Consider the following 15,509-nt stretch of genomic DNA (forward strand, 5'->3'; position numbering starts at 1 on the left):
TGTTCATGTCGCGTATGGGGGTTGTGCGTCAGCTTCGCCGGCGGGTGCGGGCGTTATTGCCGCGTACCGATGCCCGGGCACTGGGGCTGCGGAAGTCGCAGTCGGGGCAGACCGCCGTGGAGTACATCGGTCTGGTCGTGGTCGCGATCGCGATCATTGGTGCTCTGGTGGCGACCGGCGGTGTGCCCGAGGTGGGCAAGGCCATCGGGAACAAGATCTGCCAGGCGGTCGGCGGCAGCTGTGGTGTCGACGGCGGGGGAGACCCGCAGGCGGGGGACGACCAGGACCAGCCCGGCGCCCCGGGCCGTACCGGTGATCCGGCCTCCGACGACGTCGGTGACGGCGGGCAGAAGACCCAGACCCAGCTCGACTACGAGAAGGCCCTCAAGGACCTTCAGGACGCCCAGCGGGACGAGAAGTCCGATCAGGACAAGGCCATCGAGGCCGCCAAGGAGCTCGCGAAGATCCTCGCCGAGGAACTCGGGATCACCGATGCCCTCGACTGCATCACCAAGGGCGACATGGGCGCCTGCACCGAGACGCTCGTCAATGTGCTCCTCAGCCTCATCGGCGGCGCCGTCGGGAAGCTCGCCGCCAAGTACGGGGCGCCGTGGAAGTGGAAGAAAGCCGTCGAGCTCGTCAATAAGCTCAAGAAGCACGGCGGCGATCTCTACGACGGCCTGAAGGGGCTCATCAAGAACCGCAAGCGGGTCACGGAGGCGGAGAAGAAGCTCGCCGACGCGCAGAGGAAGCTCGACGCGGAGAAGAAGAAACCCAAGGACCGCGACAAACCGACCACCTGTCCGGTCAGCCACAGCTTCCTGCCCGGCACACCGGTCCTGCTGGCCGACGGGCGACGCATACCCATCGAGACGGTACGCATCGGGGACCGCGTCATCGCCACCGATCCGGCGGGCGGAGCGACCTCGGCCCGGCAGGTCACGGACACCATCACCACCAGCGACGACAAGGACTTCACCCGCCTCATCACGCGTACGACGTCCGGTCCCGCCGTGATCACGGCGACCGGCACCCATCCCTTCTGGTCGGTGGATCTCCATCGCTGGGTCGACGCGGGCGACATCCGCCCCGGAACGCTGCTGCGCACCGCGGCCGGTACCGCGGTGCAGGTCGGCGCCGTCGAGAGCTTCGTCGGGCGCCGGACCACGCACGACCTGACCGTCAGCGGCAGCCACACCTACTACGTGGCTGTGGGCGACAGCTCGGCGCTCGTCCACAACAACGACTGCGTGACGAAGTACAAGCTCAAGCTGAAGACCCGGCCGGCCAACTACGGCAACCCCCGGCAGCGCGCGTACCAGCGTCGTCACGCCGGCGACACCGAGTACCAGGCGGAGGGCGGCGGCGAGAAGGTCTGGGCGGACGGCTTCGACTCCGACACCGGCGAACTGATCGACGCCAAGTTCGTCGACAAGCCCGACAAGAGCCCGTTCATCAAGGATTCCAAGGCGCCCGACTTCATCCGTGAGAAGGTCGACGCGGAGATCAACGACGAGTTCCGGCGGTACGCCGCCGTCCTCAAGGACAAGGGCACGCCCGTGAACAAGATGCGTATCGTCACGAATGATCCGCGTGCCGTGGAGTATTTCCAGGACAAGCTGCGCCAGTACGGAATCCCTGGCCAGGTCGTCGTGAAGCCGTGAAGGAGTGGACGGGATGCCGTACTTGGTGGTGTTCGACAGCGATGAGTGGAGTGTGGCGCAGGACGCGCTCGTATCGTCTCTGACGACCGACTGGCCGACGGCCTCCGTGCGGCGCCGAGAACTCGATGAGGGCGCCCAGGTGCGTGATGTCGAGTGGGAGGTGCGGCGCGAAGGCGAAGAGGTGGAGGGATACACCCATGTCGACGGGCGGTGCATCTACCTCGACGGGGCCATCGATCTCGTCGCCGACTTCGCGCTCTGGTACCGCAAGCTCGTCCCCAAGGAGATCGAGGTCATCTTCTGCGACGACGGCTACAGCTTCGACGTCGCCGTCGACGAGACCTCGACGACAGCCGAGCTGGTTGCAGCGGCGGAGGAGTGACGCACCGGATGAGGTCGAACCGGATGCCCTTCGGGGAGCGGCTGCGGGACGAGTTGGGTACGCCCCGCAGCGCCCGGTTGCTCGACAGCAGTCCGCGGTCCGCCGTGTGGCGCGTCGAACTGGCCGACGGGCCCGCCGTCGTGAAGCAGCTCGTGCCGGAGACGTCGGAGAAGGGTGACGTCGCCGAGGCCGAGGAGCGGTACGCGCGTGAGCTCGCGGCACTGCGGATGGCAGCGCGCGTACGGCCCGCCGTCGTGCCGGGGCTGCTGGGAACCGATGAGGACGAGCGCGTACTGGTGCTGGAGTACGTGGAGCACCGGCGGCCGCGCGAAGGGTGGGAGGCCGAGTACGCCACGGCTCTCGCCCGGCTGCACGCCGCGGATACGGGCGATGCCGGGGACGTTCTGCCTCGCTGGGCCGGCCCCGATGCCGGGGACATCGCATCGTTTCTGGTCCTCGCGGGTGCGCTGGCGGTCGACGTCCCGAGGGGTGTCGAGGACGAGCTCGGTGAACTCGTGCTGCGGCTGCGGAAGTTCGACGGGCGGAGCGCTCTGCTGCACGGGGATCCCTGTCCCGGCAACGATCTGCACACCGCCGACGGGATCCGGTTCGTCGACTTCGAGCAGGCCTGCCTGGGCAACGGGCTCATGGAGCTCGCGTATCTGCGCATCGGCTTCCCCACCTGCTGGTGCGTCACCGCCGCCCCCGAACCGCTGCTCGCCGAGGCCGAAGCGGCGTACCGCAGCGCCTGGCGTGCGGCGACGGGTACGGACGTCGAGGGCGAGCTCGCCGACGCCTGCGCGGGCTGGCTGATCCGCGGTGACGCGCTGGTCCAGCGGGCGCACCGGGGGACCGCCGACCAGTTGGCCCGGGTCGTGGGCGAGGACTGGGAGTGGGGGACGGTGAGCGCGCGGGAGCGGCTGGTGCACCGGCTCGGGGTCATGGCGCGGACGGCGGAGGGCAGCGACTCACTGGACGGGCTCGGACGGCTCAGTACGCAGCTGCGCGGGCGCATGCTGGAGCGCTGGCCCGGACTGGGGACCGTGCCGAGCCGAAGGCCATGAGCCAGTGGCCTCAGACACGGCCCAGGTGGTCGGTTGGGTCCGTGGGCCCATGCACGGGCGCGGACACCGCTGTTAGCGTGCCGCGACGGCTCACACCATCGAGAGGGGACACGGATGCGGCAGCGCACGGCAACGGCGGTAGCGGTCCTCACTCTCGTGATGGCGAGCACGGCCGCCTGTGGTGGAGAGAGCAGCGGCACTGACAGGCCCGCCGACGCGAAGAAGCCCGAGCGGCAGTCCACCGCGCCCGCGTCACCCACCCCGGCTCCCAGCGGTCCGGCGCGGCCCGCCGCACCCCAGAAGGACCTCTCCAAAGCCGAGCTGGAGGCGGCGATCCTCGCCAAGGGCGATGTCCCCGGCTTCAACGCCGGGCCCCTGGAAGCCCCGCCGGCCCAGGGCGAGACCCCCGACAAGGCCGAGTGCGCCCCGATCACCGCCGTCATCAACGGCAAGCCGGAGCCCGTCGCCCGGGCCTCCGCGTACCGGCAGCTCACCGGCGCCAAGGACGACCGGCCCGCCGTCTCCGAGTTCCTCACCTCTCACGGTGCGCAGGGCGCGGCGACCGTACTCAGCCGGCTGCGGACCGCCGTCGAGGCGTGCGGGGGCGGCTTCCGGGCGAGTGGCGCCGAGGGGCCGTCGACGTACAGGAGCGTGAAGGCACTGCCCGTCGCCAGGGTCGGGGACGACGCTTTCGCCTACCAGGTCACGGGTGACTTCGAGGGGATCCCGGTGCCGCTCGTCTTCCAGGTCGTACGGTCCGGCGGCACGCTGGCCACCTTCTACACCGCGAACCTCGAAGGGCCGCAGACGCCGAAGATTCCGCCGGCTCTGCTCACCGCCCAGACCGCCAAGCTCAAGTAGCCGGCGGGCAGGCCGACTTCAGACGTCGATCGCCAGCCGGACCCCTGGCCGCAGGCCCCAGGCGGCCATGGCGCCCGCCTCCGCCTCCAGCACGTGCCGCGCGCGCAACCGCGGCCTGCCGAACCGCCCCGGCTTCATCGTGTGCACATCGACGATCCTCAACCCCCTGTTCAGGTAGGCCACATCGATGGAGAAGCGCATCCGGAAGGTGTGCACGCTGTTGCACGGGGTCAGCAGGATCGCGCCCTCGATCCCGTCCCGCCCGAGCAGACCGCGCCGCCGCGCTCCGTACGAAGCGGCGATCTCGACCGGCACCGGCACCGGCGCACTCGCGTCCCGTCCGCTGATCCTCAACACCCCTGTGCCATTTCGCCATTGACGATCTCGACCCATGGACGTAGACCGTACCGGCCGCGCCCCTTACGCTCGCTGCCGTGTACGCCACGCTGATCGCCGTCGCCGCCCTGTGGGGTGCCGCCGCCGGGCTGCTCGTCCCGCGCGCCGCGTACCGGCTCTCCGTCGAGCCGGAGGAGGCCTGGCGCGACACCTGCCCCGCCGGGCACCCCTTCGCCGGGCCCGCCGGGGGCTGGCTCGGCGGCGGGCAGTGCGCCCCCACGCACCTCCCCGGACACCTGCTCGTCCCCGCCCTCACCGCCCTCTCCTGCGTCGCCCTCGCCGCCGCCACCGGCCCCCGCCCCGAGCTGGCCGTCTGGCTGCTGCTCGCCCCCTTCGCCGTACTGCTCGCCCTCGTCGACCGCAACGTCCACCGTCTGCCCGACCGGCTGACCCTGCCGCTCGCCGCCGCGGCCGCCGTGCTCCTCGGGCTCGCCGCGCTGGCCCCCGGCGACGCGGGCTCCTGGCCCACCGCGCTGCTCGGCGGGATGATCCTCGGAGCCTTCTACTTCCTGCTCTTCCTGATCCACCCGAACGGCATGGGTTTCGGCGACGTCAAGCTCGCCCTCTCGCTCGGCGTCGCCCTCGGCTGGTACGGCTGGACGGTCCTCTTCACGGGTGCCTTCGCGGGCCTGCTGCTGGGTTCGCTGTACGGGCTCGGGCTGATGATCCTGCGCCGCGCGGGCCGCAAGACCGCGATCCCGTTCGGGCCGTTCATGATCCTGGGCGCGCTGGCCGGACTGCTGCTCGGCGGCCTGGCGGCGGCCTGAGGCGCCGCAGCGCACCCGTGACGCCGCTCAACTTGCCTGTCAGGCACGACTACTGGTGCCGATCTCGAGCGGATTGGGTGGGCCAGGGGGCCCATGACCCCCGCAGGTTGGCCGCCTACCCTCGGGCACCCGTCAGCCAACGAAACCGACAGGACGCAGCACTCCCCGCCATGGACAATTGTTCTCATGGATTCCATTGACGCGAAGCCGGTCAACCTCACCGAAGCGCTTGCCTCCTTCGACGATGTCTACAGCCCCCGCATCGTGGCCCGGATGAACGACTACGACGTACGGATCGCCCACACCGCCGGCGAGCACGTCTGGCACGTCCACGAGGACACCGACGAGTTCTTCCTCGTCCTCGACGGCCGGTTCGACGTCGCTCTGCGCGCCGCCGACGGCACCGAGTCCACCGTCGAACTGCACAAGGGCGACACCTTCGTCGTACCGAAGGGCGTCGAGCACAAGCCCTCGTCGCCCGGCGGCTCGATCCTCATGTTCGAGCCGTCCGGTACGAAGTCGACGGGCGACCGGCACGACGGTGACATCCCCGACCACGTCGACAGCACCACGGGACACGCCCTTTCATGACCGGCGCCCTGCCCGGCCGACGACGCGCTTCCTCATCGGGGCAGTCAAGCCCGTCCAGCGTCAGGGTGCCCGTCTAGCATCTGGACGCATGCGGACATTTTCTGACAAAGTGGCGATTCGGCGAGGTGTACTACGGTCCCTCATCCCCGCCCCCTCGCCGGAACCCGGATCCCGCCCGCTGCCGCTTCCCGCCGCCCTCCTCCTGGGCTGGGCGGCGCTCTTCCTGCTCTACGCCACCGTCGCCGTACGCCGCCACACGCTGCTCCGCACCACCGGTTACGACCTCGGCATCTTCGAACAGGCCGTACGCGCCTACTCCCAATTCCGGGCGCCCATCGTCCCGTTGCGCGGTGACCACTTCAATCTGCTCGGCGACCACTTCCACCCCGCGCTCGCCGTCCTCGCCCCCCTCTACCGCCTCTGGCCGTCCCCCCTCTGCCTCCTCCTCGCCCAGTCGGCGCTGCTCGCCCTCGCCGTCGTACCGCTCGCCCGCTGGGCCCTGCGGGAGCTCGGCCGCCGCCCGGCGCACGTCATCGCCGTCGGCTACGGCCTGAGCTGGGGCATCGCATCGGCCGCCGCCTTCGACTTCCACGAGGTCGCGCTCGCCGTACCGCTGCTCTCCTTCGCCCTGGAGGCCCTCGGCCGCCGACGCTTCGGCCCCGCCGTCGCCTGGTCTGCCCCGCTGGTCCTGGTCAAGGAGGACCTGGGCCTCACGCTCGCCGCCCTCGGCTGCTACGTCGCCTGGAAGGGCCCGCGCCGCCTGGGCGTCGTCACCGCCGCGGCCGGTCTGCTCGCCTCCGCCGTCGAGATCAAGCTGCTGCTGCCCGCCTTCAACCCGGCGGGCGGATACGCGCACGGCGGCAATCTCGCCGAGGACACCCACAGCTCACTGCTCACCACCATCGCCTTCGCCCCGCTCGACGCGCTGCGCCCCGACATCAAGGCCATGACCCTCATCCTGGTCTTCGCCCCGTCGGCGCTGCTGGCGCTGCGCTCCCCGCTCGCGATCCTCGCCGTGCCCACGCTCGCCTGGCGGATGCTGTCGCAAGTCGGCTTCCACTGGGGCACGTCCTTCCACTACAGCGCCGTCCTGATGCCCATCGTCCTCGCCGGCCTCATCGACACGCTGCGGCACTGGCGCGGCACGGACCATCCGCTCGCCGCCCGCCATGTCCGCGCCTCGCTCGTCACCGTCCTCGCCGTGACGCTCGTCATGCTGCCGTCGTTCCCCCTCGCCCAGGTGGCCCAGCGGGCCACCTGGCATACGACGCCCCACATCAAGGCGGCCCGCTCGCTGCTCGACCGGATCCCGGACGGAGCGACGGTCGCCGCCTCCAACCGCTTTGTCCCGCAGCTCACTTCACGCTGCGAGGTCGTTCTCTTCCCGGCCTTCCCGGTCGACGCGCGGCTGTACGAGTACGACAAGACGCGGCTGCCCCGCCCCACGGCCGAGTGGATCATCCATGACCGCAGGGCGCCGGAGGCGTGGCCGTACCCCTCGGGCCACTGGCCCTACCCGCCCGAGCAGCAGCAGGCCGAACTGGCCGCCGCGCAGGAGAAGTACGGCTATGTGCGCGTCGCCCGGCGCGACGGCATCACGCTGTTGCGCCTCAGGCATGAGGACCGACCGTGACCCTCCCCCTGTCCGCTTTTGGAAGCCGCTCATCCTGTGGGCGCTGCACGACGGGACGTACCGCTTCGGGGAGCTGAAGCGCCATGTGTCCGGCGTCAGCGAAGAGATGCTGATCCAGCAGCTGCGCGAGCTGGAGGCCGACGGTGTCGTGCACCGCGAGGTGTACCGGGAGGTCCCGCCGCGCGTCGAGTACTCCCTCACCGAACTGGGCCAGGCGCTCAACACCGCGCTGCTGCCGCTCGGCGAGTGGGGCGACACCTTCATGAGGCAGATTCTCGCCAATAAATCGAAGGAGCCGGCGGCCTGACGGACAGTCTGTCGAACACACCGTCAATGTCACGCCCGTGACCGGGGGTCCCTCGTGGGAGGGGCGGCCTCCCAGCAGGCGTACAGGCCCGGAACCAGCCACTTTCCGGACCCTCGAGACGGTCACCCCTCCGTCCGCCGCATTCGGAGCGTAGTTACGGCATGGCGTGGCACCCGCCATCACTCACGAAGGGTTATGGTGGAAACCCCCCCTCGGGCCGGTCCGTATCCCCCCCCACGGACCGGCCCGTTTTATGTCCCGGGGTTGCTCCGGACTCTCCGACGGGCTCTCAGTCAGCTCCGTCCGGCCCAGATGTTGGTGCCCTCGGTGTCCACCGCGAAGGTGTCGATCTCCTTCAACTCCTCGGCGCTCAGAACCGGTCCGGCCAGCGCCGCGACATTCTCCTCGAGCTGCTTCACGCTGGAGGCCCCGATCAGCGCGGAGGTCATCCGCTCGTCGCGCAGCACCCAGGCGATCGCCAGCTGGGCCAGCGACTGACCGCGCCGGACGGCGATGTCGTTCAGCCCGTTCAGCCGCCGTACGACCTCGTCGGAGAGCAGCTTCGGGTCCAGGGACTTGCCCTGCGTGGCCCGCGAGCCCTCCGGAATGCCCTTGAGGTACTTGCCGGTGAGCAGGCCCTGCGCCAGCGGCACGAAGGAGATGCAGCCCATGCCGGCGCTCTCCAGCGTGCCGAGCAGTCCGTCGTCCTCGATCCAGCGGTTGATCATCGAGTAAGAGGGCTGGTGGATGAGGGCGGGTACGCCCATCTCCTTCAGCAGCCGGGCCGCCTCGGCGGTCTGCTCCGCGTTGTACGACGAGACACCCACGTACAGCGCCTTGCCCTGCTGCACGGCGGAGGCCAGCGCACCCATCGTCTCCTCGAGCGGGGTGTCCGGGTCGAAGCGGTGGGAGTAGAAGATGTCGACGTAGTCCAGACCCATCCGGTCCAGGGACGCGTCGAGCGAGGACAGCAGGTACTTTCGCGAACCCCACTCGCCGTACGGCCCGGGGTGCATGAGATAGCCCGCTTTGGTCGAAATGACCAGTTCATCGCGGTATGGGATGAAATCCTGGGCAAAGATCTTGCCGAAGTTCAGCTCGGCGGAGCCGGCCGGCGGGCCGTAGTTGTTCGCCAGGTCGAAGTGCGTCACACCCAGGTCGAAGGCGCGGCGCAGGATCTCGCGCTGCGAGTCCAGGGTGCGGTCGTCGCCGAAGTTGTGCCAGAGGCCGAGGGAGAGGGCGGGCAGCTTGAGCCCGGAGCGGCCGGTACGCCGGTACTCCATCGACTCGTAGCGGTCCGCGGCGGCTCGGTAGTAAGGGGAGTCAGTCACGCATCCCTCCTTATCACGGACTTGTGACAGGCCGGGTTGGGTGGCTGTGGCCCGTGCGCAGTAGTGTGGCGGCCTCGGGGACTGCCGCATGGAGGGGTTAAGAACAGTGAACCTGCGCGACCTGGTGTACGGGCTCTACGCACGCCGGGTGGAAGGCCGCCTCGACCACGCCCAGGTGCCGAAGCACATCGGCGTCATCCTCGACGGAAACCGTCGCTGGGCGAAAGCGTCGGGCGGTACGGCCGAGCAGGGACACAAGGCCGGCGCGAGCAAGATCCAGGAGCTGCTGGGCTGGTGTGCCGAGACCGATGTCGAGGTCGTCACCCTCTGGCTGCTGTCCACGGACAACCTGGACCGTCCCGACAAGGAGCTGATCCCGCTCCTCGGCATCATCGAGAACGCGGTACGCGACCTCGCATCGGACGGCCGCTGGCGGGTGCACCACGTCGGCACGCTGGATCTGCTGCCCGCCCGCACCCAGTCCGTACTGAAGGAGGCCGAGCAGGCCACCGTCGGTGTCGACGGGATACTCGTGAACGTCGCCGTGGGATACGGCGGCCGGCAGGAGATCGCCGACGCCGTCCGCTCCCTCCTGCTGGAGCACGCCAACAAGGGCACGAGCTTCGAGGAGCTCGCAGAGATCGTCGATGTCGAGCACATCTCGGAGCACCTCTACACCCGTGGCCAGCCCGACCCCGACCTGGTCATCCGTACCAGCGGCGAGCAGCGGCTGTCCGGATTCATGCTCTGGCAGAGTGCCCACTCGGAGTACTACTTCTGTGAAGTCTTCTGGCCGGCGTTCCGCAAGGTCGACTTCCTGCGTGCGCTGCGCGACTATGCCGCGCGCCACCGCCGCTACGGCAACTGACCTCCTGGTGGGTCCCCCGTAGCGGGGATCACCTGCTGTTCATCCATGCGTCGTCATATGCCATGGCATGGCTGCGCGTGTTCGAGGGCATACCCCTTTCAGGTCGACGTCCGATCCACGAACGTCGTATCTCAGTGAGCGGCCGAGATCGCTCACCCGGGAGGCCCTTTGCACACGAAGGACCGCACTCCTAGTGCGGACACCGCGGAGGGCCGGAGTTCGGCCCGTGCATCGTGGCCCGAGCCCGGCCCCATCGCGCGCGACGCCGTCGCACCCCGACCTCATCCGAGGGGGTACGTCCTTCCGTGGTGAACAGCACAAAGCGCCGCATGCCCGACAGGCGCACCTACGTTCTCGACACCAGTGTCCTGCTGGCCGATCCGAGCGCCCTGACCCGCTTCGACGAGCACGAAGTCGTGCTCCCGATCGTGGTGATCACGGAGCTGGAGGCCAAGCGGCACCATCCGGAGCTCGGATACTTCGCCCGGCAGGCGCTGCGCCTGCTGGACGACTTCCGTATCCGGTTCGGCCGCCTCGACGCCCCCATCCCGCTGGGCGACCTCGGCGGCTCGCTGCGCGTCGAGCTCAATCACTCCGATCCCGGCGTCCTTCCGGCCGGCTTCCGATTGGGGGACAACGACTCACGGATTCTGGCGGTAGCGCGAAATCTGCAGGCCGAGGGGTACGACGTCACCGTCGTCTCCAAGGATCTGCCTCTCCGTATCAAGGCCTCGTCCGTAGGCCTGCTGGCGGAGGAGTACCGGGCAGAGCTGGCCATCACCGACTCCGGCTGGACCGGAATGGCCGAACTGCCCCTTTCTGCCGAACAGGTGGACCTGCTGTATGGCGAGGAGACGCTGTACGTCCCCGAGGCGGCGGACCTTCCCGTCCACACCGGTCTCGTCCTCCAGTCCGAGCGCGGCAAGGCGCTGGGCAGGGTCTCGGCCGAGGGCAACGTCCGGCTGGTGCGCGGCGACCGGGAGGCCTTCGGCATCCACGGCCGCAGCGCGGAGCAGCGCATCGCCCTCGATCTGCTCCTGGACCCGGAGGTCGGCATCATCTCGCTCGGCGGCCGGGCCGGCACCGGCAAGTCGGCGCTGGCGCTCTGCGCGGGTCTCGAGGCGGTGCTGGAGCGCAGGCAGCATCAGAAGGTGATGGTCTTCCGGCCGTTGTACGCGGTCGGCGGGCAGGAGCTCGGCTATCTGCCGGGCACCGAGGCCGAGAAGATGAGCCCCTGGGCCCAGGCGGTCTTCGACACCCTCTCGGCCGTGGCGGGCCGTGAAGTGATCGAGGAGGTACTGGGGCGCGGCATGCTCGAGGTCCTGCCGCTCACCCATATCCGTGGCCGCTCGCTGCACGATGCGTTCGTCATCGTCGACGAGGCCCAGTCGCTGGAACGGAACGTCCTGCTGACCGTTCTGTCCCGTATCGGAGCGAATTCCCGGGTCGTCCTGACGCATGACGTGGCACAACGGGACAATCTGCGCGTCGGCCGGTACGACGGAGTCGTCGCCGTGGTCGAGAAGTTGAAGGGCCATCCGCTCTTCGCGCACGTCACCCTCACTCGCTCCGAGCGCTCGCAGATCGCCGCGCTCGTGACCGAAATGCTGGAGGAAGGCCAGATCTAGTACGGAATAAGGCAGTTGGCGCCGCCCGGCAGAGCGCAAGAGCGTAGCCGGGCGGCGTCGTGCTGTCCGCAGGTTTCCGTAAAACACCTGGCCCAAACAGGGTGTGAGCTTTCACACGCAACGAAGAATTGCCTTGCGGCGTCTGCTTCCGGCAGAGTCTTGCTTCCGTCAGGCCCCGCATACGGCACACCCGCACCTCCAGAGGTGCACAGCACCACACAACTCAAGACTTGCCGTCGTATGCCGCCCGCGAGCAACATGCGGCACTCCCGTCAAGGGAGTTGCCCACCGGGCCCGCGCCTCCCGTGACCAAGCAACGGGGAGGCCAGCGTCAGGGGCACGATTGCGCCCGCGAGGTCACCCATGCGGGGGTTGCTGGAAGGAAACCGTGTGAGCCGGATCTCGGTCCGGGGGTTCGCCGTGGCATCAGCCACCGCGGTCACCACCGTTGGCGCCGTCGTGGGCGTCGCGTCGGGCAACACCCTGCCCGCGGGCGACGATCTCGAGGCGGCCGCAGCCGACGCGACGCTCCTCGCGGACATACCCATGGGCCAGCAGGCCCAGGTTCAGGTCTCGTCCCTGACGCAGCAGGCCGACGCACAGGCCGCTGCCGCCGACGCGGCCGCGAAGAAGTCCGCCGAGGAAGCCGCCCGCATCTCGGCCGCGAAGACCGCCGAGGCGAAGAAGGAAGCCGCCGAGGACGAGGCCGAGCGCGAGGCCGAGGAAGCGCGCGCCAACCGCGATGCGGTGCGCGACGCCTCCAGCTTCTCCGCGCAGGGCTCCTACACCGTCGCCGAAGTCAAGGCGATCGCACGGCAGATGGTCCCCGCCGACCAGTTCCAGTGCTTCAGCAACATCGTGGACCACGAGTCCACCTGGAACTACCGCGCACAGAACCCCTCTTCCGGTGCGTACGGTCTCGTCCAGGCACTGCCCGGCTCGAAGATGTCCTCGGCCGGCGACGACTGGCAGACAAACCCGGCAACCCAGATCAAGTGGGGCCTGAACTACATGAACAGCCGTTACGACAGCCCTTGTGGCGCGTGGTCGTTCTGGCAGGCCAACCACTGGTACTAAGCGGCCCCGGGGAAGTCCGGGCGGCGTCGCGGGCCGATGGCTGTCGCCTGGCTGCGTTGTCGTCAGTCGCCGACGCTCCGCGTGGACTCCTTCCTCCGCCTTGCCAGACTCGGCCCTCGCCCCGCTCCTTCACCCACCCGGACTTCCCCGACACCGCTTAGGCCCGGCCGACGCTCAACTTCTCGGAGCCCCCCACCGTCCTACGGTGGGGGGCTCCGTGCGTGTACGGTCGGGTCGGAAGGGCTCCCGGGGGGAGTGGTGGGGGGAAGAGGGAAGATCATGTCGAGACTGCCAGGATGGCTCGCGGGGCTGGGTGCCGGGCTGACCCGGATAGGGGAGCAACTGGACGAGCGCCGCAGCGAGGTCGCGGCCGACGATGTGCCCGTCGTCGCGCCGCCCGCCTCGCCCGCGCCGGACAGCGTCCCCGTGCCACCCTCGTACGCCCCCGCCGTCGCGGCCAGGCCCGACCCGGTCGCCGCGATCCCCTGGGGCATGCGCGTCGCCGCCGAGGCCGGCTGGCGGCTGCTCGTACTGGCAGGCACGCTCTGGGTGTTGATGCGGGTCATCAGCGCCGTACAGCTGGTCGTCCTCGCCTTTGTCGCCGCGCTGCTCGTCACAGCGATGCTCCAGCCCACCGTGGCCCGGCTGAAGCGGCTCGGCCTGCCGCGCGGGCTCGCCACCGCCGTCACGGCGATCGCCGGCTTCGTCATCATGGGCCTGGTCGGCTGGTTTGTGGTCTGGCAGGTCATGGACAACCTGGACAACCTCTCCGACCGGGTCAGGGACGGTATCGAGGAGCTCAAGCGCTGGCTTCTCGACAGCCCCTTCCATGTCACCGAGTCGCAGATCAACGACATCGCGAAGAACCTCAGCGACACCATCGGGACCAACACCGAGGAGATCACCTCGGCCGGTCTGCAGGGTGTGACCGTGATGGTGGAGCTGCTGACCGGCATCCTGCTGGCGATGTTCTCCACGCTCTTCCTGCTGTACGACGGGAAGCGCATCTGGCACTGGGTGCTCAAGCTCGTACCGGCGCAGGCCCGTGAGGGCGTCGCCGGGGCCGGGCCGCGTGCCTGGCGGACGCTGACGGCCTATGTGCGCGGCACGGTGATCGTGGCGCTGATCGACGCGATCTTCATCGGCCTCGGCATCTACTTCCTCGATGTCCCGATGGCCGTGCCGCTGGCCGTCTTCATCTTCCTGTTCGCGTTCATCCCGCTCGTCGGCGCGGTCATCTCGGGCGCGCTCGCGGTGGTCGTCGCGCTGGTCACCCAGGGCGTGTTCACCGCGCTGATGGTGCTCATCGTCGTCCTCGCGGTGCAGCAGCTCGAGGGCCATGTGCTGCAGCCCTTCATCCTGGGCCGCGCGGTCCGTGTGCACCCCCTCGCGGTGGTCCTCGCGGTCGCGGCGGGCGGGCTGACCGCGGGGATCGGCGGCGCGGTGGTGGCGGTGCCACTGGTGGCGGTGACGAACACAGTGGTCGGCTATCTCCGGGCGTACAGCAAGGAACAGGCCCTGCGCGACGCGCCGCCGCCGCACGGCGCGACGGCGGTGGAGGTGGCGCCTACTCCGGCGCCGACGGGTCAGCCGGCTCCGGCGAGTCAGCCGGAGTAGCTGTAGCTGCCCGGGCCTTGCGCTCCCCGGCCTGCAGAAGGGCCGTGACATCGAGGGTGACCTTGGCGCCGATGGAGTCGGGCAGGGTCGCCTGGTGACCTCGGGCGTGGAGGGTGTGGTTCTCGTACGTGGCCTCGCCCGGAACCGGGTCCGTAAGGAGGTGGACGCGGTCGTTCTTGCGGTCGACGATCACGTAGACGGGGATGGCGGCCTCGGCGTAGGCGGCGACCTTGTTCTTGAGGTCGTTGTTGTAGTTGCTGGAGGTGACCTCCAGAACCAGGCGGAAGCAGGCGGGGTCGTAGGAGTTGTTCTCGATGAGGTGCTCGTCGAAATCGGCGTCCACCACGACGAGGTCGGGGATCGCGTAGTCCTCGGGTCCGGTCGGCAGCCAGAGACCGATGGCCTGAAGTACCTCAGTCTCCCCGTCGTCCAGGCCCGCTGTGATAAAGGGCCGCATGAGCTTGGTGAGTGCCCGGGCGTGGGGGCCGTCCGCTGGTGGCGCCACGATGATGTTGCCTCCGATGATCTCGACGCGGTAGCCGGGGAGCCGCTCCATCAGCTCGTTCGCTGATTCGAGCAGGGTCGGCGGCTCGTCGTCGTCGCAAGGCATGTGGTGCTCGACTGCTGCGGCGGACATGGCGCCTCCTGTTGGCTGGTGTCGAGACCATCATCGTAGGCCGGTACGCCGTTCCGTGTCCGGTGCGCGACTGGCCGCCCGAACGGGTGAACGGACAAGGGCCCCGCTGACGATCACGTCGGCGAGGCCCCTTCGTACGCGTACGGACTACTCGGCCAGGACCGCTTCCGCGTCCAGCGTCGTGCCCACCGCCTGGATCACCGCGGCGATCTTGAACGCCTCCTGGATCGTCTCGCGGTCCACGCCCGCCTTGCGGAGCACCTGCTCGTGCGAGTCGAGGCACTGGCCGCAGCCGTTGATCGCCGAGACCGCCAGCGACCACAGCTCGAAGTCGACCTTCTCCACGCCCGGGTTGCCGATGACGTTCATCCGCAGACCGGCGCGCAGCGTCCCGTACTCCGGGTCCGACAGCAGATGCCGGGTCCGGTAGAAGACGTTGTTCATCGCCATGACGGCCGCGGCCGACTTGGCCGCGGTGTACGCCTCCGCGGAGAGGTTCGCCTTGGCCTCCGGCTCCAGCTCGCGCAGCACCTTCGGCGAGCGCGAGGCGATCGCGCAGGACAGGACGGTGCCCCAGAGCTGCTGCTGCGGCAGCTCGCTGTTGCCGATCACCGAACCGAGGTTCAGCTTCAGGTCCTTGGCGAAGTCCGGTACCGCGGACTTGAGTTCATCGAGAGACATACCGG

General features: G+C 69.3%; 16 protein-coding genes. 12 read left to right on the plus strand and 4 right to left on the minus strand.

Going from position 1 to position 15,509, the window contains the following annotated elements; translation table 11 throughout:
• Positions 1-5 precede the first annotated feature (5 nt).
• From SLUN_RS25585 to SLUN_RS25600, 4 genes are all read left to right on the plus strand, one after another.
• Positions 6-1,664: a restriction endonuclease fold toxin-2 domain-containing protein gene (locus tag SLUN_RS25585; protein WP_159100323.1), complete on the plus strand. Its 1,659-nt coding sequence runs from the start codon at positions 6-8 to the stop codon at positions 1,662-1,664.
• A gap of 13 nt (positions 1,665-1,677) precedes the next feature.
• Complete coding sequence (locus SLUN_RS25590; protein WP_108152062.1) at positions 1,678-2,046, plus strand: hypothetical protein; 369 nt, start codon at positions 1,678-1,680, stop codon at positions 2,044-2,046.
• An 8-nt stretch (positions 2,047-2,054) separates the two neighbouring features.
• Entirely contained in the window at positions 2,055-3,110 is a 1,056-nt protein-coding gene (locus SLUN_RS25595) for a phosphotransferase family protein (RefSeq protein WP_108152064.1), read from the plus strand.
• A gap of 114 nt (positions 3,111-3,224) precedes the next feature.
• A complete protein-coding gene (locus SLUN_RS25600) occupies positions 3,225-3,971 on the plus strand; it encodes a hypothetical protein (protein WP_108152066.1) in 747 nt (248 codons plus the stop codon).
• 18 nt (positions 3,972-3,989) lie between these two features.
• Here SLUN_RS25600 and SLUN_RS25605 read toward each other — a convergent pair whose 3' ends face one another.
• A complete protein-coding gene (locus SLUN_RS25605) occupies positions 3,990-4,364 on the minus strand; it encodes a DUF192 domain-containing protein (RefSeq protein WP_108152068.1) in 375 nt (124 codons plus the stop codon).
• Between the two features lie 41 nt (positions 4,365-4,405).
• Between SLUN_RS25605 and SLUN_RS25610 the strand changes: the two genes are divergently transcribed.
• From SLUN_RS25610 to SLUN_RS25625, 4 genes are all read left to right on the plus strand, one after another.
• Complete coding sequence (locus SLUN_RS25610) at positions 4,406-5,134, plus strand: prepilin peptidase (protein WP_108152070.1); 729 nt, start codon at positions 4,406-4,408, stop codon at positions 5,132-5,134.
• A 195-nt stretch (positions 5,135-5,329) separates the two neighbouring features.
• The gene (locus SLUN_RS25615) at positions 5,330-5,725 is read left to right on the plus strand and encodes a cupin domain-containing protein (protein ID WP_108154934.1); all 396 of its coding nucleotides are present in this window, start codon (positions 5,330-5,332) and stop codon (positions 5,723-5,725) included.
• Between the two features lie 88 nt (positions 5,726-5,813).
• Positions 5,814-7,358, plus strand: coding sequence for a DUF2079 domain-containing protein (locus SLUN_RS25620; protein WP_108152072.1), 1,545 nt, complete (start codon positions 5,814-5,816; stop codon positions 7,356-7,358).
• Entirely contained in the window at positions 7,342-7,665 is a 324-nt protein-coding gene (locus SLUN_RS25625) for a winged helix-turn-helix transcriptional regulator (RefSeq protein ID WP_108152074.1), read from the plus strand. The genes SLUN_RS25620 and SLUN_RS25625 overlap by 17 nt, the downstream gene beginning before the upstream one ends.
• Positions 7,666-7,958: 293 nt before the next feature.
• On the opposite strand, the gene mgrA is transcribed toward SLUN_RS25625, so the two are convergent.
• Positions 7,959-8,996 carry an L-glyceraldehyde 3-phosphate reductase gene (gene mgrA / locus SLUN_RS25630; protein WP_108152076.1) on the minus strand — a complete coding sequence of 346 codons (1,038 nt, stop codon included), beginning with the start codon at positions 8,994-8,996 and terminating at the stop codon, positions 7,959-7,961.
• A 106-nt stretch (positions 8,997-9,102) separates the two neighbouring features.
• Between mgrA and SLUN_RS25635 the strand changes: the two genes are divergently transcribed.
• The 4 genes from SLUN_RS25635 to SLUN_RS25650 all read left to right on the plus strand — a co-directional run bounded on the left by SLUN_RS25635 (position 9,103) and on the right by SLUN_RS25650 (position 14,186).
• Positions 9,103-9,864, plus strand: coding sequence for an isoprenyl transferase (locus tag SLUN_RS25635; protein WP_108152078.1), 762 nt, complete (start codon positions 9,103-9,105; stop codon positions 9,862-9,864).
• Between the two features lie 305 nt (positions 9,865-10,169).
• The gene (gene phoH2 / locus SLUN_RS25640; protein WP_108152080.1) at positions 10,170-11,492 is read left to right on the plus strand and encodes an RNA 5'-3' helicase PhoH2; all 1,323 of its coding nucleotides are present in this window, start codon (positions 10,170-10,172) and stop codon (positions 11,490-11,492) included.
• 390 nt (positions 11,493-11,882) lie between these two features.
• The gene (locus tag SLUN_RS25645; RefSeq protein WP_108152082.1) at positions 11,883-12,569 is read left to right on the plus strand and encodes an aggregation-promoting factor C-terminal-like domain-containing protein; all 687 of its coding nucleotides are present in this window, start codon (positions 11,883-11,885) and stop codon (positions 12,567-12,569) included.
• A 279-nt stretch (positions 12,570-12,848) separates the two neighbouring features.
• Positions 12,849-14,186 carry an AI-2E family transporter gene (locus SLUN_RS25650; protein ID WP_108152084.1) on the plus strand — a complete coding sequence of 446 codons (1,338 nt, stop codon included), beginning with the start codon at positions 12,849-12,851 and terminating at the stop codon, positions 14,184-14,186.
• Here SLUN_RS25650 and SLUN_RS25655 read toward each other — a convergent pair.
• Positions 14,137-14,823, minus strand: a complete 687-nt coding sequence (locus SLUN_RS25655) for a Uma2 family endonuclease (protein WP_108152086.1) — start codon at positions 14,821-14,823, stop codon at positions 14,137-14,139. The two genes, SLUN_RS25650 and SLUN_RS25655, sit on opposite strands and share 50 nt — an antisense overlap.
• 147 nt (positions 14,824-14,970) lie before the next feature.
• Positions 14,971-15,504: an alkyl hydroperoxide reductase gene (locus SLUN_RS25660; RefSeq protein WP_108152088.1), complete on the minus strand. Its 534-nt coding sequence runs from the start codon at positions 15,502-15,504 to the stop codon at positions 14,971-14,973.
• Between the last annotated feature and the right edge of the window lie 5 nt (positions 15,505-15,509).

Origin of the sequence: Streptomyces lunaelactis (genome assembly GCF_003054555.1) — a bacterium.
Taxonomy (GTDB): Bacteria; Actinomycetota; Actinomycetes; order Streptomycetales; family Streptomycetaceae; genus Streptomyces; species Streptomyces lunaelactis.